This is a genomic window from Terriglobales bacterium (genome assembly GCA_035561515.1).
Taxonomy (GTDB): Bacteria; Acidobacteriota; Terriglobia; order Terriglobales; family Acidobacteriaceae; genus DATMXP01.
The window spans coordinates 120568-143363 of sequence record DATMXP010000028.1 but is presented as its reverse complement, the minus strand read 5'-3'; the positions used below and the strand labels follow the sequence as shown (position 1 = coordinate 143363).

General features: G+C 55.1%; 21 protein-coding genes. 19 read left to right on the top strand and 2 right to left on the bottom strand.

Annotation, left to right across the window (positions count from 1 at the left end):
- The first annotated feature begins 342 nt into the window (after nucleotides 1-342).
- Complete coding sequence (locus VN577_14760) at nucleotides 343-546, top strand: hypothetical protein (protein ID HWR16086.1); 204 nt, start codon at nucleotides 343-345, stop codon at nucleotides 544-546.
- 240 nt (nucleotides 547-786) lie between these two features.
- Here the strand turns inward: VN577_14760 and VN577_14755 are convergent, their stop codons facing one another.
- Nucleotides 787-1215: a nuclear transport factor 2 family protein gene (locus VN577_14755; GenBank protein ID HWR16085.1), complete on the bottom strand. Its 429-nt coding sequence runs from the start codon at nucleotides 1213-1215 to the stop codon at nucleotides 787-789.
- Nucleotides 1216-1402: 187 nt separating this feature from the next.
- Here VN577_14755 and VN577_14750 point away from each other — a divergent pair, with 187 nt between their 5' ends.
- The 6 genes from VN577_14750 (at nucleotide 1403) to VN577_14725 (ending at nucleotide 8547) form a co-directional block, all read left to right on the top strand.
- Nucleotides 1403-2056 carry a TetR family transcriptional regulator gene (locus tag VN577_14750; GenBank protein ID HWR16084.1) on the top strand — a complete coding sequence of 218 codons (654 nt, stop codon included), beginning with the start codon at nucleotides 1403-1405 and terminating at the stop codon, nucleotides 2054-2056.
- 119 nt (nucleotides 2057-2175) lie between these two features.
- Complete coding sequence (locus VN577_14745; GenBank protein ID HWR16083.1) at nucleotides 2176-3528, top strand: TolC family protein; 1353 nt, start codon at nucleotides 2176-2178, stop codon at nucleotides 3526-3528.
- A gap of 5 nt (nucleotides 3529-3533) precedes the next feature.
- Complete coding sequence (locus VN577_14740) at nucleotides 3534-4739, top strand: HlyD family secretion protein (GenBank protein HWR16082.1); 1206 nt, start codon at nucleotides 3534-3536, stop codon at nucleotides 4737-4739.
- 7 nt (nucleotides 4740-4746) lie between these two features.
- Nucleotides 4747-5373 carry a cytidylate kinase-like family protein gene (locus tag VN577_14735; GenBank protein ID HWR16081.1) on the top strand — a complete coding sequence of 209 codons (627 nt, stop codon included), beginning with the start codon at nucleotides 4747-4749 and terminating at the stop codon, nucleotides 5371-5373.
- Nucleotides 5374-5388: 15 nt separating this feature from the next.
- Entirely contained in the window at nucleotides 5389-6966 is a 1578-nt protein-coding gene (locus VN577_14730) for a DHA2 family efflux MFS transporter permease subunit (GenBank protein HWR16080.1), read from the top strand.
- A gap of 12 nt (nucleotides 6967-6978) precedes the next feature.
- On the top strand, nucleotides 6979-8547 hold the full coding sequence (locus tag VN577_14725) for a DHA2 family efflux MFS transporter permease subunit (GenBank protein ID HWR16079.1): 1569 nt from the start codon (nucleotides 6979-6981) through the stop codon (nucleotides 8545-8547).
- A 152-nt stretch (nucleotides 8548-8699) separates the two neighbouring features.
- Here VN577_14725 and VN577_14720 read toward each other — a convergent pair whose 3' ends face one another.
- Nucleotides 8700-9578, bottom strand: coding sequence for a DUF4292 domain-containing protein (locus tag VN577_14720; protein ID HWR16078.1), 879 nt, complete (start codon nucleotides 9576-9578; stop codon nucleotides 8700-8702).
- 211 nt (nucleotides 9579-9789) lie between these two features.
- Between VN577_14720 and VN577_14715 the strand changes: the two genes are divergently transcribed.
- The 12 genes from VN577_14715 to VN577_14660 all read left to right on the top strand — a co-directional run bounded on the left by VN577_14715 (nucleotide 9790) and on the right by VN577_14660 (nucleotide 22775).
- Complete coding sequence (locus VN577_14715) at nucleotides 9790-10431, top strand: TetR/AcrR family transcriptional regulator (GenBank protein HWR16077.1); 642 nt, start codon at nucleotides 9790-9792, stop codon at nucleotides 10429-10431.
- A gap of 844 nt (nucleotides 10432-11275) precedes the next feature.
- Complete coding sequence (locus VN577_14710; protein HWR16076.1) at nucleotides 11276-11461, top strand: DUF2934 domain-containing protein; 186 nt, start codon at nucleotides 11276-11278, stop codon at nucleotides 11459-11461.
- A 63-nt stretch (nucleotides 11462-11524) separates the two neighbouring features.
- Nucleotides 11525-11980 carry a response regulator transcription factor gene (locus tag VN577_14705; protein HWR16075.1) on the top strand — a complete coding sequence of 152 codons (456 nt, stop codon included), beginning with the start codon at nucleotides 11525-11527 and terminating at the stop codon, nucleotides 11978-11980.
- Between the two features lie 97 nt (nucleotides 11981-12077).
- Entirely contained in the window at nucleotides 12078-14153 is a 2076-nt protein-coding gene (locus VN577_14700) for a sigma 54-interacting transcriptional regulator (protein HWR16074.1), read from the top strand.
- A 201-nt stretch (nucleotides 14154-14354) separates the two neighbouring features.
- The gene (locus tag VN577_14695; GenBank protein HWR16073.1) at nucleotides 14355-14939 is read left to right on the top strand and encodes a porin family protein; all 585 of its coding nucleotides are present in this window, start codon (nucleotides 14355-14357) and stop codon (nucleotides 14937-14939) included.
- Nucleotides 14940-15042: 103 nt separating this feature from the next.
- Nucleotides 15043-15291, top strand: a complete 249-nt coding sequence (locus VN577_14690; GenBank protein HWR16072.1) for a hypothetical protein — start codon at nucleotides 15043-15045, stop codon at nucleotides 15289-15291.
- A gap of 46 nt (nucleotides 15292-15337) precedes the next feature.
- Complete coding sequence (locus VN577_14685; protein HWR16071.1) at nucleotides 15338-15769, top strand: hypothetical protein; 432 nt, start codon at nucleotides 15338-15340, stop codon at nucleotides 15767-15769.
- Between the two features lie 169 nt (nucleotides 15770-15938).
- On the top strand, nucleotides 15939-16241 hold the full coding sequence (locus VN577_14680; protein ID HWR16070.1) for a hypothetical protein: 303 nt from the start codon (nucleotides 15939-15941) through the stop codon (nucleotides 16239-16241).
- Nucleotides 16242-16319: 78 nt separating this feature from the next.
- Nucleotides 16320-16919, top strand: coding sequence for a hypothetical protein (locus tag VN577_14675; GenBank protein HWR16069.1), 600 nt, complete (start codon nucleotides 16320-16322; stop codon nucleotides 16917-16919).
- Nucleotides 16906-18201: an efflux RND transporter periplasmic adaptor subunit gene (locus VN577_14670; GenBank protein ID HWR16068.1), complete on the top strand. Its 1296-nt coding sequence runs from the start codon at nucleotides 16906-16908 to the stop codon at nucleotides 18199-18201. Before VN577_14675 ends, VN577_14670 begins: the two co-directional genes overlap by 14 nt.
- Nucleotides 18194-21367, top strand: coding sequence for an efflux RND transporter permease subunit (locus VN577_14665; protein ID HWR16067.1), 3174 nt, complete (start codon nucleotides 18194-18196; stop codon nucleotides 21365-21367). The genes VN577_14670 and VN577_14665 overlap by 8 nt, the downstream gene beginning before the upstream one ends.
- Nucleotide 21368: 1 nt before the next feature.
- A complete protein-coding gene (locus VN577_14660) occupies nucleotides 21369-22775 on the top strand; it encodes an efflux transporter outer membrane subunit (protein ID HWR16066.1) in 1407 nt (468 codons plus the stop codon).
- Nucleotides 22776-22796 lie beyond the last annotated feature (21 nt).

The following is a 22796-nucleotide window of genomic DNA, read 5'->3' as shown; positions in this document are numbered from 1 at the left end:
GCTTTTGAACTGCGAGATCGACGGTGCAAGTCTTTACCCTACTTACAGAAAGCCCTTCGATCTGATCTTTCAGAGGGTGAAAAATGAAGAATGGTCGGGGAGAGAGGATTTGAACCTCCGACCCCCTGGTCCCGAACAAAGAACTGGTCAAATTCCAAGTGCTTCATTCGGCGTCGCTTAGGAGCCGGAAAGTCACTCTTTCTCACGCCTCATTTGTACCGAGTTGTACCGAACTCGCAGTGCCACCTTTTCGGGAAGGTCCCCTTCGGCAGGAGCACTACTGCAGAAAATTGTCGGTAATTAGTCTTCCATGTTAAGACGATATAAAGCCGGAGTACATGCATGCCATTCCGTATTCTCTCTATTTCTTACGACTCCACCCTGTTGCGTATTCGCGAGCGCCTTCTCGAACGTGAAGGCTATGAAGTCGTATCGGCGGAAGGTTTTGTTAATGCGCTCAAGTGTTGCCAGGAAGGACATTATGACGTTGCCGTGCTGGGGCACTCGATCCGATTGCGGATCAGAAAACGTTCTTTGAGGCCCTGAACCGAGAGCATCCCCTGCCCGTGATCTCATTAACGGTTTCCGGAGAACCTGGCTTGCAATGTGCCGTTGCCCAGGTCGATGCATTTCAACCGCAGCGTTTCATTAACACCGTCAAGCAGGTGCTGGGAGAAACACGCTCCTTCTAAGCGTAGTTCATTAACTGTGCATTCATGATGGGCAGGGCGTCGTTGCCCGATCGCTTCATTAGGCATGCAGACATCAATTTCTCGGCTTCTTCATTTATGGTTGCCCAGCATCGGAGCAGTGAAAGGCCACTACCTGCCAGCGTTCATTGCGTCGAATATATACCTTTGTGAAGCGCCAATCGTCTTCGAATGTTTTTCCATTCAGGCTACGCTCCCGTTGGAGGCGGCCAGAAACCACTGCTGCGTCGCCATAAACGCGCACATTCAGGTCAGAGGTCTGGTACTTCTGGAACTTCATTTTCCCTGAACGAGCAAACCCTAGAGCTTCGGTCTTCGACATCACGGGCATTCTCGGCACAGTGACTTCAAGATCTTCAGACCAGAGTTGGTCGAGAACAATCGCATCGCCACTGACATGCGCTTCATTCCAGGCGGATTCCAGCGCGAGAAAATTCTTCCAATCGGGTGATTGCGGATCTATTGCGAGCGGCAAGAACAGCAGGAGAACCAATACTGACTTCATGCAATTCCTCCAACGAAGCCCTGCATTTTACGCTGAAAACACTGCTGTGCCTCCAGTCCAGCGATATCGGCAACTGGACCAAAAGCATCGTGATTGCCATTGCGGGAGCTTTGACTTAGACTAAGCAGTTAGTTATACTGAGTAGTCAGTCTATTCGGGGTACATGTTGCGCCTGGAAGCAAAGGCAGTGTCCGAGACAAGCAATCGCGATGGAATTCTCAGCGCAGCCGCGTCTGAGTTCGCTCGCAAAGGATTTTCGGGCGCCCGCGTGCACGCCATCGCTGCCGAGGCCGGAGTCAACATCGCGCTTCTTTACTACTACTTCGACAGCAAAGAAGAACTATATGTGGCGGTATTGGAACAGGTGTTTGCAGATTGGGCGCAGAGGGTTACGAATGCGTTGCAGCATGAAGGAACGTCCACGCAAAAATTGATTGCATATCTCGAAGCCTATTTCGATTTCGTCGCTGAAGCTCCCCATCGTCCGCGTTTGGTGCAGCAGGAGATGAGCCAATCAGGTACTGCGGCAACACTATGCGTTACAGAGCTTGCGACGCGCTATGTGCGGCCGGTGCACCGGATTGTTCTGGGGCTTTTGGAGAAAGGTGCCCATCAAGGGGAGTTTCGTCGGGTTTCCCGCGATTTCGTCTACACAATCTCGGCGACCGTCGTTAGTTACTTCACAAGCAGTGCTTTTATCCAAGCTGTGACTGGGCACGATCCACTGACACCCGCGAAGGTTGCGGAGCGCCGCAGTTCCGTAATCGACACGATTTCGTCAGCTCTTTTCGCAGGGTCCGAAGGCAAAAAGATCAATCACAAGGAAGGACAAAAGATTTGAATCCATCTCGATCGATTGCCATGGTTGCGATGCTCGTGACGCTGAGTGCCAATGTCTTGGCTTGGGGACAGGCGCCATCCGCCATGAGTGGTTCTTCATATTCTGCGAGTCAGGGACAAATGACGTCACCATCTGCGACTCCTGCGCTGTCCGAGGGGCAGAGTCCGCTCTTTGGTGGTGTGCCCACGTCGCCACCAACCCCTCAAGTGTTGCGGTTATCGCTATCCGATGCGATCGATCGTGGGTTGCGTCAAAATCTGGCACTGCTGCTGGGAGAGCAAGGCACGCGCGCCTCTCGCGCACAACGTCTCCGCGCACTCAGCGATCTGCTTCCTAATGTCTCCGCGCGAACTTCGGAAACCGCGGAGCAAATCAACTTGGCTGCCCTGGGATTTAACGCGAGTGCGTTTCCCGGGCTGAAATCCGTGGTCGGCCCATTTGGGATCTTTGACGCACGTGCAACTTTATCGCAGCGGCTTTTCGACTGGAAAGCCATCCAGAACACGCGCTCCGCGAGCGAGAACGTAAAGGCTGCCCAGCTTTCATATCAGGACACGCGCGAACTTGTCGTTCTGGTAATTACAAACTTGTACTTGCAGGAAGTGCAAGGCAAGTCGCGGGTGGATGTAGCTCGGGCACAGGTGGAAACAGCCAAAGCCGTGTATCAGCAAGCAGTCGATCTTGAACGGGCAGGAGTTGCTGCTCACATAGACGTGCTGCGCGCTCAAGTCGAGATGCAGGCCCAACAAGAGAGACTCTTCAGCGCGGAGAATGACTGGGACAAGCAGAAACTTGCCCTTGCGCGTGCCATTGGTCTGGCGGTCGGGCAACAGTTTGAAACCACCGATACGATTCCTTACGCCCCACTACCGCCAGTGACATTCGAGCAAGCCTTAGCGGATGCCTACAAAAACCGGTCGGATTACCTGCAAGCGCAAGCGTTGGTAAGGGCCGCCGAGTTGGCGCGCAAGGCAGCCGCCGCGGGCCGCTATCCCACTGCTCGATTCGACGGCGACTATGGCACGATTGGCCCTACACCGGGCAACTCCCACGGGACCTTCACCGCTGCGGCTTCATTAGAGGTGCCGATCTTTCAGGGCGGACGCATTCGTGCCGACATACAGGAAAACGAAGCGTTGCTGCAAGAAAGACAAGCGCAACTGGGAGACTTGAAAAACAGAATCGAAAGCGAAGTGCGGACCGCATTCATGGACGTAAACACTGCCGCCAAACAGGTGGATGTTGCGCAATCGTCGGTTGGGCTGGCCACGGAACAATTGCAGCAGTCGCGCGACCGCTTGACCGCCGGAGTGGCCAACACATTGGAAGTCGTGCAAGCCCAGGAAGCGCTGGCTACCGCCAACAACACTTATATATCGGCTCTCTATGCTCACAACGTCGCCAAAGCTTCTCTGGCGCGGGCAGTCGGAATGGCCGAGCAGGCAATCAAGCAATATCTCGGAGGACACTGAGGCAAATGGCAGAGCGTGAGGTTGTGACTGACGAACGGCCGCAAGAGGCAGAGAACCAACCAAGGCGGGAGAAGCGCTCGTATTTCAAGGAGCATCCGCGTGCGAAGTGGGTTCTACTGTTCATTCTTATCTTGGCTGCGGTGGCTGGCTACTTTTTGTGGCGACATTATGCCGCACGCGAAAGCACCGATGACGCACAGATTGATGGCAACATCGTGCCAGTAGCGGCACGGGTTTCAGGATGGGTAACGGAAATCAATGTTAAGGATAACCAGTTCGTAAAGGCTGGGACAGTTCTGGTTCGACTTGATCCGAAGGATTACCAAGTGGCGCTCGATCGTGCGCAAGCAGAACTGGAGGACGCCGAAGCGAATTTCCGGGCAGCGGACGTCGGAGTTCCCGTAGCTTCCACGACCACGACGAGCCAGTTACGAAATGCAGAAGCGGCATTGGCAGCCGCGCGGCAAGAAGTCGAGATGGCCAATGCGCGGCTGATTGAAGCGCAGGCCAACCATTCAACTACGGCGGCGGACTTGGCACGCTATTCGCAGCTGGTGGAAAAAAACGAAATCCCACGCCAGCAGTACGACACCGCACTTAGCAACGAAAAGGCGGCTCGTGCTGTCGTTAATGCCGCCCAGGCAGCCGTAGCTACGGCGGAAAGCCACGTCCGCCAAGCTGAGGCACAGGTGCGGGCGGCCGAAACTGCGCCTCAGCAGGTCGCCATCACACGCGCCCGGGCAGGAGCGGCCGAGGCTACAGCAAAGAAATCTCGCACTGCAGTTGAACAGGCGAAGCTGAATCTTCAATACACCACGATCGTTGCCCCTGTCGACGGCATCATCAGTAAGAAACAGAATGTTCAATTGGGCCAAATTGTGCAACCGGGACAACCGTTAATGGCCATTGTTCCTTTAGAGGACATTTGGGTTACAGCCAATTTCAAAGAGACCCAGCTCAAGAACATGCGTCCCGGACAGCACGTGAACATTCATGTCGATGCATATGGAAGAGATTACAACGGCCATGTGGATAGCATCGGTGCCGCGAGCGGAGCCAAGTTCAGCCTGCTCCCTCCAGAGAACGCGACCGGCAACTACGTGAAAGTAGTGCAGCGCGTGCCAGTGAAACTGGTTTTCGAAAAAGGACAGGACACAGAGCACCTGTTAAGGCCCGGTATGTCGGTTGTGCCGACTGTTTACATCAAGTGAGGCACTCATGATACGAGTTGTTACCATTGCACGCGAGTACGGAAGCGGAGGCGGCTCAATCGCGCGAATACTGGCCGAGAAACTCGGCTGGAAGCTTTTGGACCGTGAACTGATATCCGATTTGGCCAGACGGGTGCATTGCGCCCCGGAGGCCGTGGCACGCTTGGACGAACATCCACCATCCTTCCTCTCCCGGATGATGCGCGCCTACTGGATGGGCAGCGCCGATACCTGGGCGGCGCCGCCAGCGCCTGACGTTCTGGACGAGGACAGGTTAGCGGCAATTACACGGGACGTCATCCTGGAGGCAGCTCGGTTGGGGAATTGCGTCATTGTTGGTCGTGGTTCTCAGTGCGTCCTGCAGGATCGCCCGGACGTGTTCCATGTGTTTGTTTACGCGCCCCGAGAGGAACGATTGCGGCGTCTTCTTCTCCACCGGCACAAGAAGGAAGACGAGGCCGAGATGGCGATGTTGGAGGTCGACCGAATCAGGGCCTCATACGTCCGCAGGTATCACGGACATGATTGGACCGACCGCCACTTGTACAACCTCATGATGAACTCCGAAGTCGGAGACTCTCGCGTGGCTGAAACGATCGTAACCGCAGCCAAGCTTATTCCCGGGCACGTCTGAAAGGAATTCCAGAGGATGGCATCGCAGGACCTAGCGATCACTCGACCAGCTGCTATGGCCATCAACCCCTGGCTGGTGGCGATTGCCGTGATGAGCAGCACTTTCATGGAGGTGCTCGATACCACGGTCGTCAATGTTTCTCTTCCACACATCGCCGGAAATCTCTCTGCTACTACCGATGAGGCGACTTGGACTTTGACGTCGTACCTTGTTGCCAATGCTGTCATTTTGCCGATGACAGGGTGGCTGGCCAACTACTTTGGCCGTAAGCGCCTGTTGATGGCTTCTGTTATCGGCTTCACCGTTTCGTCATTCTTTTGCGGATTCGCTCCGAATCTGCCTCTCCTTATTGTCTTTCGAATTATTCAAGGCGCAGCCGGAGGAGGCTTGCAGCCGCTTTCGCAGGCCATCCTGCTGGAGGTCTTCCCGCCTGCAGAACGTGGCAAAGCGATGGCGTTTTGGGCGTTGGGGATTGTGGTGGCGCCGATGCTTGGCCCCGTGCTCGGGGGCTGGCTCACTGATAATTACAGTTGGCGCTGGGTCTTCTACATCAATATTCCCATTGGACTGCTGGCGATCGTCCTGACGCAGATGTTTGTTTTCGACCCGCCTTACATCGGCAGGAAATCGGGGCGCGTCGATTACATGGGTATGGGCCTGCTGGTGATCGGTATCGGCGCACTGCAGGTCATGTTGGACAAAGGCCAGCAGGAAGATTGGTTCGCCTCACGGTTTATTCAAGTGCTGACTGTCGCCGCAGTGATCGGCCTGGTCGGACTGGTGATTCGAGAACTTCGCACCGCGCACCCTATTGTCAACCTGCGTGTCTTCAAGAACCGCACGTATGCAACCGGCGTCTTCCTTATGACCGTGCTTGGATTCGTACTGTATGGCAGCACGGTTCTGTTGCCTCTGCTGATGCAAACGCTCTTGGGGTATCCGGCTCTGGAGGCTGGTCTCGCCACTCTGCCTCGCGGCTTTGCGTCCTTCATTGCCATGCCGATCGTCGGGATATTGATGGGGAAAGTAGAGGCTCGCAAGCTGCTCGCTGCGGGACTGATCGCATCCAGTTTTTCGCTCTACCTGCTCTCCCGACTCAACCTCAGCATCGGGACCATCGATTTCGTCGGGCCTCTACTCTTGCAGGGAGCCGCTCTTGGCCTGTTGTTTATCCCACTGACGACCATCACCAACGACTCCATTCCCAAAGAAGAGATGGGGAACGCGACGAGCCTGTTTAACCTGATGCGCAACATCGGGGCCAGCATTGGCATTGCCATGGTCACCACGATGCTGGCGCGCAAACAACAGGTGCACGTGAACCAGCTCGGCGAACATGTGACGAACTTCGATGCGACCGCCCGTCAGATGGTGCTAGGCATCCAGCAGGGCTTGATGTCGCGGGGTTCGGATGCAGTAACGGCCGCCCGCCAGGCGCAGGCGGCGGTCTGGGGTATGGTGCAACAACAGGCCGCCATGATGTCGTACAACGACGTCTTTTTCCTGCTAGCGGTCTTGTTTGCGGTGATGTTGCCACTCATCCTGCTCATGCGCAAGCCCAAGCACCAGGGCGGCGATATTGCTGTGCACTGAAGGTGAATGTTCGTGAGCGTTGAATCTGGCGCCCGACCGGCGATCAACAAATGGGTGGTAGCGATTGCTGTCATGTCCAGCGCCGTGATGGAGGTTCTGGACACTTCGGTGGTCAACGTCAGCCTGCCACACATTGGCGGAAGCCTTTCCGCCAGCGTGGATGAAGCGACCTGGGTGCTGACCTCCTACATCGTGGCGAACGCCATCATTCTTCCCATCACCGGCTGGTTGTCAAACTACTTTGGTCGCAAACGACTGTTGATGACCGTAGTAACGGGGTTCACGGTTTCCAGCGTGCTGTGCGGCCTGGCGCCCAATCTTCCTGCGTTGATCTTCTTTCGGGTGATGCAGGGCATCACCGGCGGTGGCCTCCAACCCCTATCTCAGGCGGTACTGCTGGAGGAGTTTCCGCCCGAAGAGCGCGGCCAAGCCATGGGACTGTGGGGATTAGGCATTGTTGCCGCCCCCGTGCTGGGACCCACTCTTGGCGGCTGGATCACCGACAACTTCAGTTGGAGATGGGTGTTTTATATCAATCTCCCGATCGGCATTCTCAGCCTAGTGCTTATCAAATTGTTCATCTTCGACCCACCTTATATCCGCCGCGGCACCATGCGAGCCGATCTCTGGGGTTTCGGCATGCTCGCCCTAGGTATGGGTTCGCTGCAGGTGATGTTCGACAAAGGACAGGAGGAGGACTGGTTCAGTTCGCATTTCATTATCGCGCTTGCGATCACGGCAGCGGTGATGCTGACCGCGTTCGTCATCCGTCAAGTGCGCAGACCACAGCCACTCGTTAAGTTTGAACTTTTCAGGTACCGCAGCTTTGCCATCGGAATCGGATTTATTACCGCACTCGGATTTGTCATGTACGGCAGCCTCGTTCTCCTGCCTCTGTTCATGCAGGAACTTCTAGGCTGGACTGCGGCTACGGCGGGTATTTGGACGAGTCCGCGAGGCATCGCCACCGCAGCGTGCATGCCTCTGGTGGGCTATCTGCTGGGGAAGAAGTGGGATGCTCGCTGGATGCTAGTTTTCGGGTTCATTGTGATGAGCATGGCGTTCTTTGGCTATTCGACGATGAATCTTTCTTCCGGAACTTGGGACATTCTCCTGCACCAGATTAACCAAGGTGTCGGGCAGACCTTTCTTTTTCTTCCATTGACGATCATAACAATGGACCCGATTCCCAAGGAAGATACGGGTTACGCCACTAGCCTTTACAGCGTCATGCGGAACATTGGATCTAGTATGGGCATCTCTTTTGTGACAACGTGGGTAGCAAGGCGTTCTCAATTCCATCAGGACCGCTTGTCTGCCGACATCTCGAGGTTCAATCCGCAGACCCAGCAGGCAATTGATCAGGCCAGAGGGATGTTCATGCGCGGAGGTTCCGACTGGACAACTGCAACCCAACGCGCCCTGGCGTCGATTTATGGTGCGGTGCAACAGCAAGCTGCCTTGCTCAGCTTTGTAGACGTTTTTTACCTAATGGCGTTCTTGTTTCTAATCCTGATCCCGCTCGTATTCCTTATGCGGAAGCCTAAATATGGACGGGGTGCATCGGTGGACGTGCACTGATTACACCTGAACATCAACGTAGATGGCGGATGGCTTTGTAGTAGTTTCGGCCCGCGATCCACGAGCAACTGGCCAGTGTACGGAGCCGTGGAATCGCATGACCCGACGGCTCCGAATTAGTCATGCTGGCTTGCCAAAATAGAGCGCAGCCATCACCTCAAAGCGAGACGTGCGCCCGGAGGCGGTTCCAGAACAAATTGGTCTTCCGAAACTGGTCCGTTAATAGATAACTTCACGACGCTGAGCTTGATGGAATATTCCTCCTGTGGGCGCCAAATCTGGATTGTTTTTGGGAATGCGCATCCGTTGAAATCAGCGTATTCGTCGTAGAGCACATCGGTTGTGACCGATCCCAATTCGTCATAAATGATCTGGCGGTACGGTTGCAAGTTCTGTCGATCGAACGAGATTTTGCGTGCGAGATACCAGCCGTGGCTGTTCTGCTTGAGGAAGTCGAGCGTGTAATCTGCCTGCAGCGCCGGTTTTTGAGTGACGGGATCAAGGACGGTCTGGTTGCCCAGTTCTAGTACCGCAATCCCGTCTTGCTCATCCAACACCGGTAGCAACAGCGCGTCGAAAACGACCTGTGGTCGCATCTTCGTCAGGGGTGAACTTGATGGCTTGATTTCATGGTTGTTGCCGACGATGAACTGGTTCTTCAGCGGCACCCACAGCTTAAACAGGTCACCGTTGCTGACCATGTCGAACGCCCGGCTTTGCACGATGGGGAAGAAGCCCATCATCCTGAGAAGCGATGGCTTGCGGATGAGGATGTAGCCACGGATCTCCTGGTACTCCGTGATTTTCCCTCGCCTGTTGCCGCCGACCGAAGCGGTAATCCCGACGGTGGCCTTCAACGTCTGGATTTTCGCCGAGTCGGCGTTGACCCGCTCAATCAGATCGCTGCGGGTCGCGGTCAACAGCGGCGCGGTGCTCATCCACACAGGAACCGGACGCGACCGGAACATGCACCCGCACAGCGGGATTAACGCGATCAACACGAAAATCAGTGAATACCGCCAGCCACGCATGATGACAGTCCTGCCCCTTGTAGGGTCGACGCCTCGAATCGAGTTGTCGTCGAGACGCGCCGCCCCCTTGGTTCCGAATCGGGATATGCACGCTTGACAGGCGGCCCAACGTGCGGGAGTATTATACTGAGTAGTCAGTCAGGGAGCCAACAGCAAAGTTTGTGGCAAGCCTCGATGTTCGGGGTTACCTGATCTGCTTTGAGGAGGAGTGATGCCAGCCGTCGTCGAAAGAACGACAACGAAGAGTGCCGAACCAACCAGTCGCATGGCAATCCTAAAGGCAGCCACTGAGGAGTTCGCGCTCAAGGGCTACGCCGGCGCTCGAACCGAGGGGATCGCCAATGCCGCCGGCGTGAATCACACGCTGCTGTTCTATCACTTTAAGAGCAAGGAGCAACTCTACAGTGCGGTGCTCGATACGGTGTTCTCGGAATGGAATGATCGGGTCAGTCTGGCGCTGGATCTGGAAGCATCGGCGAAAGAACGCTTGCTCGCGTATGTCGATTCCTATTTTGACTTCATCGCGGAGTTCCCATTGTCTCCTAAGCTAGTGCAGCAAGAACACATGCGACAGAGCAGCACGGGCTCGGAGCAACTGCACAGGATGGTGGAGCGGTACGTCCGTCCGGTTCACCGCAAACTCGTGGCACTGCTCAAGGAGGGCGTGTCCAACGGGGACTTTCACGATGTTGACATTGAGCACTGCACCCATTCGATTTCAGCACTGATCATCTTCTATTTCACCGGCAACCTCGCGGTCGAGTCCCTGGAAGGAGCCCAAGTACGCCCGCGGCGTATCGAACTACGTCGTAAAGCCGTTATTGATTTCATCTCCAGGGCTGTCTTCAGGTAAGAAGCAGGCTTTTCAAGCACCCATGCGATGCTCTCTTATTGACGGGTGGATGATGCTTCGAAGTAAGTTGCGTAGGGATACTGAGACCTCTCCAAAGAGGCCGCGAGCCTCCTGTGAAGAATTGGCGGGTGCGTTCGATCTCTATCGAGATACGCTCACACAATTGGGCCTGTTCCTCACCGGACGCTCCGACTTGGCCGAAAGCTGCATAGTCAGCGCCACTCTGGCGAACACACAATGCAATCAAGTATTCGTGGATTGGTTAGAGAATTGGGCGCGACATGCCACGATCGCAGCCGCAATTCGGATGATGCGCCCGCAGATTGTTGAAGCAGCCTGGGCGTATGACAGCCGCAGGTGTTCTTGCACATCTCACACTTTGGAAGCGTCGGAAGTTATAGAGGCGTTCGAGGCAGATCCTGACCCGCCCCCTCTCGACACACTGGCTCGCTTCGCTCTGGTTTTGCGAGGCGTGGAACGGCAATCGGTTTCTGAATCGGCATTGTTATTGGGAATCCCGGCGGTTCAGGTTGAAGCAGCTTATTGCGCCGCATTGCAGGCATTGCGGATTCATCCCTTTACGCGCCAGTCACAAATCGCGCGATGAATCTGTTTGAGATGACAGTGCACGGTCGCGGAATGAAGTCCCTCGATAGAGGCGACGACCAGAGCACTTGGCAGGTGACACTCCCCCGGCGGGGTGCGGCTGCTTTTATGATCGCAACCGCACTCCGTCGCCTGCCCGCTGACCGAGAAAGTGAACGGAATACCCTGGCAAGGTTCAAATGACAGTGACAGTTGCATGATCGAGATAACAGTTTCACTTCTAAAGGAGGTAATTCAGATGTCGAACGCGAAACGTAACTCTCGCAACGCAGAGAGCGCTGAACTCGAAGAGCAGGTTGAGGCGCGGATTCGTCAAAGAGCGTATGAGTTGTACGAACAACGTGGAAGGGAGGACGGCCACGATTGGGAAGATTGGCTCACAGCTGAATCGGAGGTGGCCCGCAGGGAAAAGCAAGCTGCATAGTTTTACAAAGCTCAAGCCCACTCTCCCGCCTTCGTTAGTTCAAATCGGGAGAGTGGGCCATGCATGGCACAGCGTGGAAAATTGATGCCGGAAAAGAACGTAACAGTTCGAGCGGTAATAGCGGAAGATTTCGAGCCCTTCCGGCGGTTTATTGTTGACATCCTGCAACCAATGGCTCACCTGCGCATTGTTGCAGAGACGGGGGACGGTCTGGATGCAGTTCGGAAATGTACGGAGCTGCGACCGGACTTGGTCTTCCTCGACATCGGACTTCCTACACTCAGTGGAATTGATGCGGCTCGTCAAATACGCCAGATCACCCCATTTTCACGCATACTCTTCTTAACGCAGGAATTCGAGCCTGATGTTGTTCGGGAGGCATGCCGCCTTGGTGCTTCAGGATACGTTGTGAAGATGAATGCAGGTGGCGAATTACTGAGAGCCGTAGATTCAATTCTAAATGGGGAAAGATATGCGAGTCGCACCGTTAGATCTGTCCTTGGTGCTGCGGAAGGTTGATCTTCCTCGCCAGTGTCCGTCGCTGTCACCGAATAGGAACCCAGCCTGCACACGTCCGACGCTGACAGGCCCCGAGCGAGAATGTTAACGTAAGCACATGTCAGCCAACGCGCGCGAAGCAAAGGAGAAGGCAGAAAGCAGGTATAGGACCCTGCTCGATGTTTCTGCCGCGATCGCGAAGCAGCCCAATCTCGAAGCGATCCTACGCAGCCTGCGCCAATTGTTATGTACGGTGGCTGTATTTGAGTCAGCCAGTTTGCTCTTGCTCGATGCGGCGGAGAAGGCAGTGCGACTTTACGCTTTTGATCAGGGACCTGAATTTCCCAGCTTTGAAATCGGGATGGAAGTGACAATCGCAGGGACTGCTTTGGAGAGGGCCATCGCGACACAATCTCCGGTTAATATTCCTGATGCGCAGAGTGAGTTGCGAAAGGTCCCGGAGTTGGCGTCGCGAGTATCTTTGAGTCCAGAGCACAGCGCCTATATCTTTCCGATTTCAACTTCCAGAAAGAAACTCGGGGCACTCGTATTTGCGAGTCGCAAGCGAGAGGAATTTACGGCAGACAGTTTCGAGCTGATGACCTCCGTTGCATCGCACGTAGCGGTGGCACTTGAGAGCGCTCTAGCAACGGACGCGGCAGAGTCATACCAACGCGAGTTGGCGGAGGAACGGGATCGCCTCAAGCTCTTGCTCGACATCAACAACTATGTGATCTCAAAGTTGGAGATCAATGAACTGTTCCGCTCCGCTTCGGCTTCGATACGGAAGTACTTTGGGAACGACTTCACTGGATTCTGGCTGGTCGACAGACAATCACGATACCTGGAATGCGCTGTCCTCGACTTTCCGGGAGGTAAAGGCTTCCTGACTGATCTTCCCGTTTCGGAAGTTAGCGACGCTGATTTTGAGAAGTTACGTGCGCGGAAACCTGAGTTGTGGTCGCTCGATGAGATTGGAAAGCTCCCATCGATGTTTAGCGAGCCTCTGCGGGCCGAGTCAATAGAGTCGCTCGCCATCGCTCCTTTAGCCACAGCCAACGGTCCACTCGGAGTCATCACGATGGGGAGCAGACGGCCGAATAGTTTCGGGGTAGCGGATCTTGATCTGCTTTCTCAGATCAGCACGCAAATCTCACTTGCCCTGGATAATGCGCTTGCATACGGCCAACTGACTGCTTCTAAGAATCGCCTAGAGGAGGAGCGGCTCTACCTCGAATCGGAAATTCGGTCCGAATACAACTTCGAAGACATCGTCGGCAAGAGTCCCGCTCTTCGGAAGGTGCTCGATCAAATTGCGATTGTGGCTCCCACGGATTCGACGGTACTCCTGCACGGCGAAACCGGTACGGGCAAGGAGCTGATCGCGCGTGCCGTGCACAGCCTGAGCCCGAGAAAAGACCGAACTTTTGTTCGCCTGAATTGTGCTGCCATTCCGTCGGGTCTGATAGAGAGCGAGCTGTTCGGGCACGAAAGAGGCGCGTTTACAGGCGCCCTAATGCAGAAGCGCGGACGATTTGAACTTGCGGACAAAGGTACCTTTTTTCTCGATGAGATCGGGGACATCACGCTGGACCTCCAACCAAAACTGCTGCGCGCCCTGCAGGAGCAGGAGTTTGAGCGCCTCGGCAGTACGAAGACAATTCACGTTGACGTTCGCCTTATCGCCGCGACGCACCGCGATCTGCCGACCATGATCAGAAACAATCAGTTCCGAGAAGATCTGTTTTACCGCCTGAACGTCTTCCCGATAGAAATACCGCCGCTGCGCGAGAGACGGGAAGACATTCCACTGCTCGTGCACTACTTCGTTTCGCGCTTGTCACGGCGAATGCAGAAGCGCATCAAAACAATTCCAAAGCATGCGATGGAAGCGCTCGCGAATGCACCGTGGCCGGGGAATGTCCGCGAACTTGAAAACTTCATTGAGCGTGCGGTCATCCTTACGCAGAGCGATGAACTTAAGGTACCCATCGAAGACCTGAAGAGATCGACACCCCAATCCCATAACGCGGGATCGTCATTCCATGACACCGAGCGCCAAACCATACTTGAGGCGCTGAAAGCAACGTCGGGGAAAATCTCTGGAAAGGGTGGGGCGGCCGAGCGCCTCGGCCTCAGGCGTACGACGCTGCAGAACAAGATGCGCCGACTCGGGATCAGCCGATCGGACTAGTTGACGTTCCCACCGCTGCCCTAATCATTGCCCTTATTTGGTCAGGTCTGCCGTCTGGCGGGCGATTCCAGCTCCTCATCAGCAGAAGCGTCTGACTAAGTTGTGCTTATCTAACGCATTAGCCCGCCATTCTGGTTGGGAACAGCACGTGCTCTTCACACCTTGCGAGCCGACAAATACGGATTGCAAGGAGTGACTTGAATGAGACGAACAGTTTTGGCTGTAACCGTTGTCTTTCTGGTGTGCATGGCGAGTTGGGCCCAAGAGACGAGACACGAGGTCACGGTTCAGGGAAGTGGCTTCTTTACTAAAGAAACAAGCGACCTTGGGATAACCAACAAGCCGACATACTCAGGTGGTTTTCTTGCCGGTTATCGATTCAACATCAACCAGTGGTTGGGAGTCGAAGGAGACTACGACTACTTTAGCAATTCCCAGAAATACATCAACTCGACGGGCACAGCACTGGTCAGGACGAATGTGCATGCAGCTACGGGTGCGGCCGTCGTTAAGATACCGACCTCCTCCTCCCTCACGCCGTACTTCCTGGCAGGGGGCGGTGCAATCATATTTGACCCTCGTGACACAAATTTAGTTGAGACGCAGAGCCGAGGAACCTTCGTCTATGGCGGTGGCGTCGATCTGGCCCTCACAAAGCGTTTCACAGTTCGTGGTCAGTACCGGGGCTTCCTTTACAAAACCCCGGACTTTGAAGTTAGTGATTTCCGCACGGACAAGTTCACCCACACGGCAGTACCGTCGGCAGGGTTGGTGTTTACGTTCTAGTTGAAGGATGTTGGGATGGGCGGCCCACTCGATGGGCCGTCTTCCTAGTTAAGGGTTGGCAAAACGAAATACAGAGCAGGCATACAGAATTTGGGAGGGCAGGATGCGATCTCCAGCAGAGATCGGCCTTAGATATATGTCAGTCGATGCCGCGAATCGAGATCCTTTGTATCTTTTCGCCTGTCATCTGGAATGGCATCACCGACGCAACTTGAAGGCGTACGAGGAACTCCTGGCCGCCCTGGACGACCCTAATGAGGGTATTCGAGCCGTTGCATCGCACCTCCTGTCGCATCGTGATTCGCCACATCCGAAGCACACCGTCGCAGATCTGGAGGATGAAACCTGGTAAGCCGCCTTTCAGGTTGAAGCGAGGTGAGACGTTATAAGGATTACGAATGCTGAACCTGAAGGAATTAGCGGAGGAGTACGGCGTTCGCATTCAGGTGTGGCCTCGTTATGTCTCAGTCAATGGCGAACGTCGGCAGGATGGATTCGACCTCGAGCTATTGGGTTCGCACACCATCGATCCCACTCACCTAGATCCCTCGTGCACGCTCTGTCAGCGCGCCGCAGTTGCCTTGCTCAGAATTGCACAACAAGTGACGTGCGATCAGGATCATCCGACTCAGTCTGGGGTTCGAGTCGAAATCTGCCCTCATGAAATGTCACTCGTCTGCTCCCCACGGTTGGAAAACCGTCCGTTGGTCATTGTCACGATCAATATCTTTCGTCGTTCAGAGCATATTGAGCATGCGAATGAACATGAGCTCGATGTTCTGAATACTCTCAAGAAGCGATTGGCCGAGCTCAGCATTCACGAGTTATAGACTTTGCCCATATTCGGGCAGTGCCCTAATCCGGGCACGGCAAGCGCTACACAGAAACCCTGCCAACCTCTTTCTTTCAATAACTTAACTCTCCTTTCGACTTGGCAGGCTACCTGCACTTAAGAGTGCCGGCAGGATAGCGCAAGGTTCTGCCGAGGGCGGGTACTACATGCTTCGAGTTGAATTCCAGGATGTAGCGAACGCGATGACGATGCGGATGGAAGGCCGGTTCGTCGGAAGGTTCGCAGAGGATGCACGGGACTTAGTTGCCCGCTGCAAGATTCCCTCAAGAGTCGTGGTGAATCTGTCGGAGGTGAGCTTCGTCGATTCCGTCGGCGAAGAGGTGTTGTCGTGGTTGGGCCGAATTGGAGTGAAGTTCGTTGCTGAGAGCGCCTATGCCCTAGACGTTTGCGACCGCTTGAAACTCCCTCTGCTGCGAAAACGCAGCCGTTCCCTTCCAGAGATGTTTTAGGGGGTCGCAGACACTCCCCCGGGCCAGGAATGTCCGGTCTAGCAGGGCCGGGCGTTCCTGTGCAAGAAAAAGAGACGCATGAACTGGCTACGTTTCCCAAGACAACGCGAGAACTCCCATAAGGAGCGTCTTGCCACCGCAGATGAGATTCGAATGGTTCTCGATGCGGAGCACTATTACCTATACTGGATCGCGCTGCTGATTACTGGCGATCCGGTTCTAGCAAACAAGTGTCTGCTTGACGCGAATGGGTTGTCCACGATGTCCGGCGGAGTATTTCACGATTGGGTGCGTCGATGGGCACATTCGGAAACCGCTCGCGTCGCTGCGAAGACCGTGCATGGTCTGCTTGTCGCTTCATCGCAGCAATACGTGGCCCATGCCTGTGAGCACGCGAATCACGCGATGCTATCTGAGAATGAGGTGGAGTTCCTTCGGCTGCTTAACCCGCAGCGAGTTATCACTGATCTCGATCCTTTTTCCCGCGCAATCCTCATCATGAGGGGTGTTCAAGGATTTTCTATTTCTGACTGCGCGCTCTCCATCGAAGTGCCGCGCCGGTCCGTGATAGGAGCCTACTGTCGCGCGCTGCGCTGGGTTGCGGAAGAAGCGCATAGGTTCACTCCCTCAGCAAGTTCGGGCAATCCGCTGTTGGAGATTCTCGATGGCGAGGAATGAACATTTCATAAGCAAGGAGACGTCTTTCATCATGACGTTTGGCAAGAACCATAACAATCTACTGATACTTGGTTTAGTTCTATCGAGCCTGCTCGTCTCCGCCTGTAAGTCAAAGATTAAAGCTCGGCCTGCAGAACCCGCCGAGGTCGCGTTTGTCACGATCCACCCTGAGCGCGTCGTGCTGACAACGGAACTCCCCGGAAGAACGTCAGCCTATTTGGTAGCTGAGATTCGACCCCAGGTGAACGGGATTATCCAGAACCGCTTCTTCCGTGAAGGCGCAAACGTAAAAGCTGGAGAACTGCTTTACCAGATTGATCCGGCACCTTATCAATCAGCGTACTCGCAAGCCAAGGCTGCTCTCGCAACCGCAGAAGCGGAGTTGATGATGGCGAGGGCAAACTTACCAGCCATTCAATCGCGCGAAGAACGCTTTAAAGGCCTTGTTGCCGTTCACGCTGTTGGACAGCAAGACTACGATGACGCGAATGCAGCGCTACAGCAAGCTCAAGCTACAATTGAGTCCCGCAAGACTGCCGTCGAAGTTGCCCGCGCGGCCCAAGAGAGTGCCCGCATCAATCTTTCCTATACGCCGATTCGATCACCTATTTCCGGTCGCATTGGCATATCGAACGTCACGGTCGGAGCCCTCGCGGCTGCCTATCAGCCAACGCCTCTTGCGGTTGTACAGCGTCTGGATCCCATTTATGTAGATGTTGTTCAGACCAGTTCGTCGGTTCTGCGATTGCGGCAGCATTTGGAGAGCGGACGCCTGAAGAAAGATGGCGCACTTCAGAGTAGGGTCAAGCTAGTGCTCGAGGAAGGCACACCATACGCACTCTACGGTAGCCTCCAGTTTCGCGATGTGACGGTCGATCCCACGACGGGCTCGATGACGCTTCGCATAGTGTTTCCCAACCCTGATCATGTACTTCTCCCGGGTATGTTTGTGCGAGCTTATGTGGAAGAGGGCGTTGCCGAACAAGCGCTACTCATTCCTCAGCAGGGCGTTACGCGCAACACCAAGGGTAGTCCTGTTGCATTGGTTATAAACAAAGACAGCAAAGTCGAACAGCGAACTCTGGAACTGGATCGGGCCATCGGCGATAAGTGGCTCGTAACCAGCGGGATTGCACCTGGCGACCGAGTGATTGTCGAGGGCCTACAGAAGGTACGCCCAGGTGATCTGGTCCGCGCTGTCCCTTTTGAGAGGACCGCCCCAGCAAATGCAACCCCAAGGCCAGACAAACCGGCCGGCGCGACAGGGAGGGGTCATGTCTAAGTTCTTCCTGGATCGTCCGGTTTTCGCATGGGTCATCGCGATTGCCATGATGCTGGGCGGCGGTTTGGCAATCTACAACCTGCCGATATCCCAGTACCCTCCGATTGCACCGCCCTCGATTTCTGTTACTGCCGCGTATCCTGGCGCATCGGCGAAAACCGTAGAGGACAGCGTCGTCCAGATCATTGAGCAGAAGATGACAGGGCTCGACCGGATGTTGTACATGTCCGCGACGAGCGACTCCTCCGGCCAAGGCGTACTCACTCTGACATTCGCTCCCGGCACCGATCCAGATGTGGCTTGGTCCAAGGTCCAAAATAAGCTGCAGCTTGCGATGCCAATGTTGCCCGAGGTCGTGCAACGGCAGGGAGTCACCGTCAGCAAGTCAACCCGTAATTACCTAATGTTGGTCGGTCTCGTTTCGGATAACCCTGATGTCGATGAGAACGATTTGTCCGACTATGCGATTTCGCAGATTCAGCCATCGTTGGCGCGTGTGCCCGGAGTCGGCGAAGTCGAAGCCTTCGGTTCCCAATACTCGATGAGGGTCTGGCTAAAACCGGACAAGCTCACCGAGTACAACATGACCATCGACGACGTGGTGGCCGCAATCCGTTCTTACAACGTGGAGGTGTCAGCAGGTCAGCTAGGCGGATTGCCAGCAGTTCCCGGACAGCGACTGAATGCGTCCATCGTAGTCCAATCACTCCTGAAGACCCCTGAAGAATTCGGGGCGATTCCCCTGCGAAACAGCCCGGACGGATCGATCGTGCGGGTTCGAGATGTGGCCCGAACGGAACTCGGGACCGAGTTCTATGATGCGAAGGCTTCGTACAACGGAAAGCCCGCGTCTGCTCTGGCGATTCGTCAGGAAGCCGGCGCCAATGCGTTGGATACTGCCGCAGCGGTCAAAGCAAAGATGCAGGAGTTGTCGAAGTACTTTCCTGGTGGGTTGAGAGTCGTTTATCCCTACGACACGACACCATTCGTGAAAGTTGCGATTGGCGAGGTCGTCAAGACTCTATTTGAGGCCATCATCCTCGTTTTCCTCATCATGTACCTCTTCCTGGGAAACATGCGGGCGACGTTGGTCCCGACAATCGCGGTTCCAGTTGTGATCTTGGGAACGTTTGGGGTACTGGGAATTCTCGGATTTTCAATCAACATGCTGACCATGTTCGCCATGGTGCTAGCCATCGGTCTCTTGGTCGACGATGCAATCGTCGTCGTGGAGAACGTTGAACGCGTTATGAGTGAGGAGGGACTTCCGCCGTGGGAGGCAACTAGGAAGTCCATGGGCGAGATTACCAGTGCGCTCGTAGGTATTGGATTCGTGCTGTCGGCGGTCTTCGCCCCAATGATCTTCTTCCCGGGGTCGACGGGGATCATCTATCGTCAGTTCTCGGTAACAGTAATTGCGTCAATGCTTCTTTCGGTATTGGTTGCCTTGATCCTCACGCCGGTACTGTGCGCCTCACTCCTTAAGCCAGTTGAAAAAGGTCATGAGGCAGCAGAGAGCGGATTCCGCCTGCTCCGGCCGCTATTCATGGGATTCGACAGGCTGTTCTTTTCTTTGCGAGACAAGTACACGTCCGTGGTGGATCACATTCTCGGATCCAAAGCTCCGTATCTTGTCGTGTTCGTGCTGATTGTCGCAGCCATGGGATTTCTCTTTCGTCGGATGCCGTCGGCATATTTGCCGGATGAAGACCAAGGAACTCTGATCACTCAGGTGCAGTTGCCACCTGGCTCGACTCGGGAGCAGACCGAAGCTGTCATGAACGAAGTACGTCGACACTTCCTGGAGGACCAAAAGGATGCTGTGAAGTCCTGCATGACCGTTGTCGGCATGAGCCTGGCGGGACGAGGGCAGAACCAAGGATTGGCGTTCGTAATGTTGAAGGATTGGGACTTGCGAAACCGTCCCGAGCTTCGAGTAAAGGCGGTTGCCGAAAAGGCGATGAGATCTTTCTCGGGTATTCGAAATGCCACGGTGTTTGCCTTTCCGCCCCCCGCTGTCGTTGAGCTCGGGATGTCGACGGGATTCGACTTCATGCTCCAGGATCGTGGTGGACTCGGTCACGAGAAATTGATGGAGGCCCGTGCGCAACTCATGGGCATGGCGATGAAGGATCCGAGGCTGACTCGCGTGCGCCCCAATGGTTTGGACGACGTACCCGAATACCGAACCGACGTGGATTGGGAAAAGGCGGGGGCGTTGGGGATTCCGATTAGCAATATTCACAACACAATCTCCGCCGCATTCGGCAGCGCCTACGTGAACGATTTCATCCAAGGTGGCCGTGTGAAGAGGGTATACGTTCAAGCAGACGCTCCTTATCGGATGCTTCCAACCGATCTGGATCGCTTGTACGTGCGCAACACGAAAGGCGGTGTTCTGCCCGTTTCGGCCCTTACCTCGGAGAGGTGGATCTACGCCTCCCCTCGCCTGGAGAGATACAACAGCTTCCCTTCGCTCGAGTTTATGGGCGAGCCAGCCTCAGGGAAGAGTTCAGGCGAGGCCATGCAGGCGATGGAGGATATCGTCTCCAAACTGCCGAAAGGCATCGGGTATGAGTGGACAGCGCTCTCTTATCAGGAGCGAATGGCTAGTGCTCAAACCGCTCTCCTGTATTCCTTTTCCGTACTAGTAATCTTTCTCGTACTTGCGGCGCTGTACGAAAGTTGGACAGTTCCAATCTCCATCATGCTCGCTCTGCCGCTGGGAGTGATTGGTGGCGTGCTGGCGTCTTCCTTAAGAGGCCTGCCAAACGACGTCTATTTCCAAATTGGGCTTCTTACTGTCTTAGGACTAACCACTAAGAACGCCATCCTTATTGTCCAGTTCGCGAAGATTCGGCGCGAGCAGGGTGCAGGCTTGATCGAAGCAACCCTCCAGGCCGCAAAACTCCGGCTGCGCCCGATAGTGATGACCTCACTGGCATTTGGTTTTGGTGTTCTACCTCTGGCGATCGCAACTGGTGCTGGAGCGGGAGCGGAAAAGGCCATCGGCACCAGCGTTCTCGGCGGTATGATCACCGCCACTTTTCTTGCAATCTTCTTCATTCCTCTGTTTTTCGTTGTGGTCGTCCAAATCTTCGAACGAAGAGCCTCTCGAACTCAGGGGAACGTGGCTGACATGTCGCATCCTGCGGAGGACAACTAATATGCGGCAGAAACTTGTGTTGCTCACAGTAATCGCATATCTAACATGCCTGTGCGGATGCCTTACGCCTAAGTACCAGCGGCCCGCGTCCCCGGCTCCGCCCTCCTGGCCGGAGAGTGCCACAGCCACACCTGCTACGCCAGAAGCCGAGCCAGAAGCCGACAGAGTGAAGTGGCGGGATTTTTTCGCGGACAAACATCTTCAATCTGTTATCGAGCTGGCTTTGTCCAACAATCGCGACCTGCGCGTAGCTGCTCTCAATGTTGAGAAGGCGCAGGCGCTGTATCGCATTCAGCGTGCGCAGCAGTATCCCGAAATTGATGCTTCAGCTGCTGGACAGCTCTATCGAGTCCCCGGGAAGATGTCGCAAACCGGCAAGGCTTACACCTACGAACAGTACAACGTTGGCTTGAGTTCGACCGTGTGGGAACTCGACCTGTTCGGGCGAGTTCGCAGCTTGAAGAAAGCAGCACTCGAACAGTATCTCGCAACGGAGCAAGCCCACTCTGCTACTCAAATCTCATTGATAGCGGCTGTCGCCAACACATATCTCACGATGGCCGCGGATCGCGACAACCTTCGATTGGCGCAGGCGACGCTAGAAGCGCAGCAGGCCTCCTACGACCTGGTTCGCCAGACGCGCGAGGCCGGCATAGCGTCCGATCTAGACCTCAGGCAGGCACAGAGCCAAGTAGAAGCTGCGCGGGTAGACATCGCCCGGTACACGGGACAAGTTGCACTAGACGGAAACGCTCTGAACCTACTCGTAGGCACCCAAGTTCCCGCCGAATTGTTGCCTAGCGAATTGAGTTCCGATCAGTCGCTCAAGGATGTGAGCGCAGGACTGCCCTCCGACCTACTGCTCCGTCGGCCGGATATTCTGGCGGCAGAGCATCAACTGAAGGCCTCATACGCAAACATCGGGGCGGCGCGTGCAGCCTTCTTCCCGCGAATCGCACTGACCGGCGGGGGCGGTGTAATGAGTGGCGAGCTTTCAAATCTGTTCAAGGCCGAATCCGACACTTGGAACTTCTATCCGCAGATCACTGCGCCGATATTTGATGCTGGGTCTCGCCGCGCCAACCTCAAGGCAGCCAAAGTCGATCGTGATCTCGCGGTCGCCGAGTACGAGAAGTCAATTCAATCAGGCTTCCGAGAGGTAAGCGATTCGCTCACTTTGCGGAGCCGACTTGTAGAACAGCAACAAGCTCAGCAGGCGCTCGTGACAGCTCTGGATGAAACTTACCAACTCTCTCAGGCCCGCTACAAGGCAGGAATTGATAGCTACCTGAGCGTTTTGGTTGCACAGCGGTCGCTTTACGGAGCGCAACAGGCTCTGGTCAGTGTCCGACTGGCTCGGCAGAGCAATCTCGTTAACCTTTACAAAGTATTGGGAGGAGGAGCATAAGTATCGGCCCTCTTCGTTAGG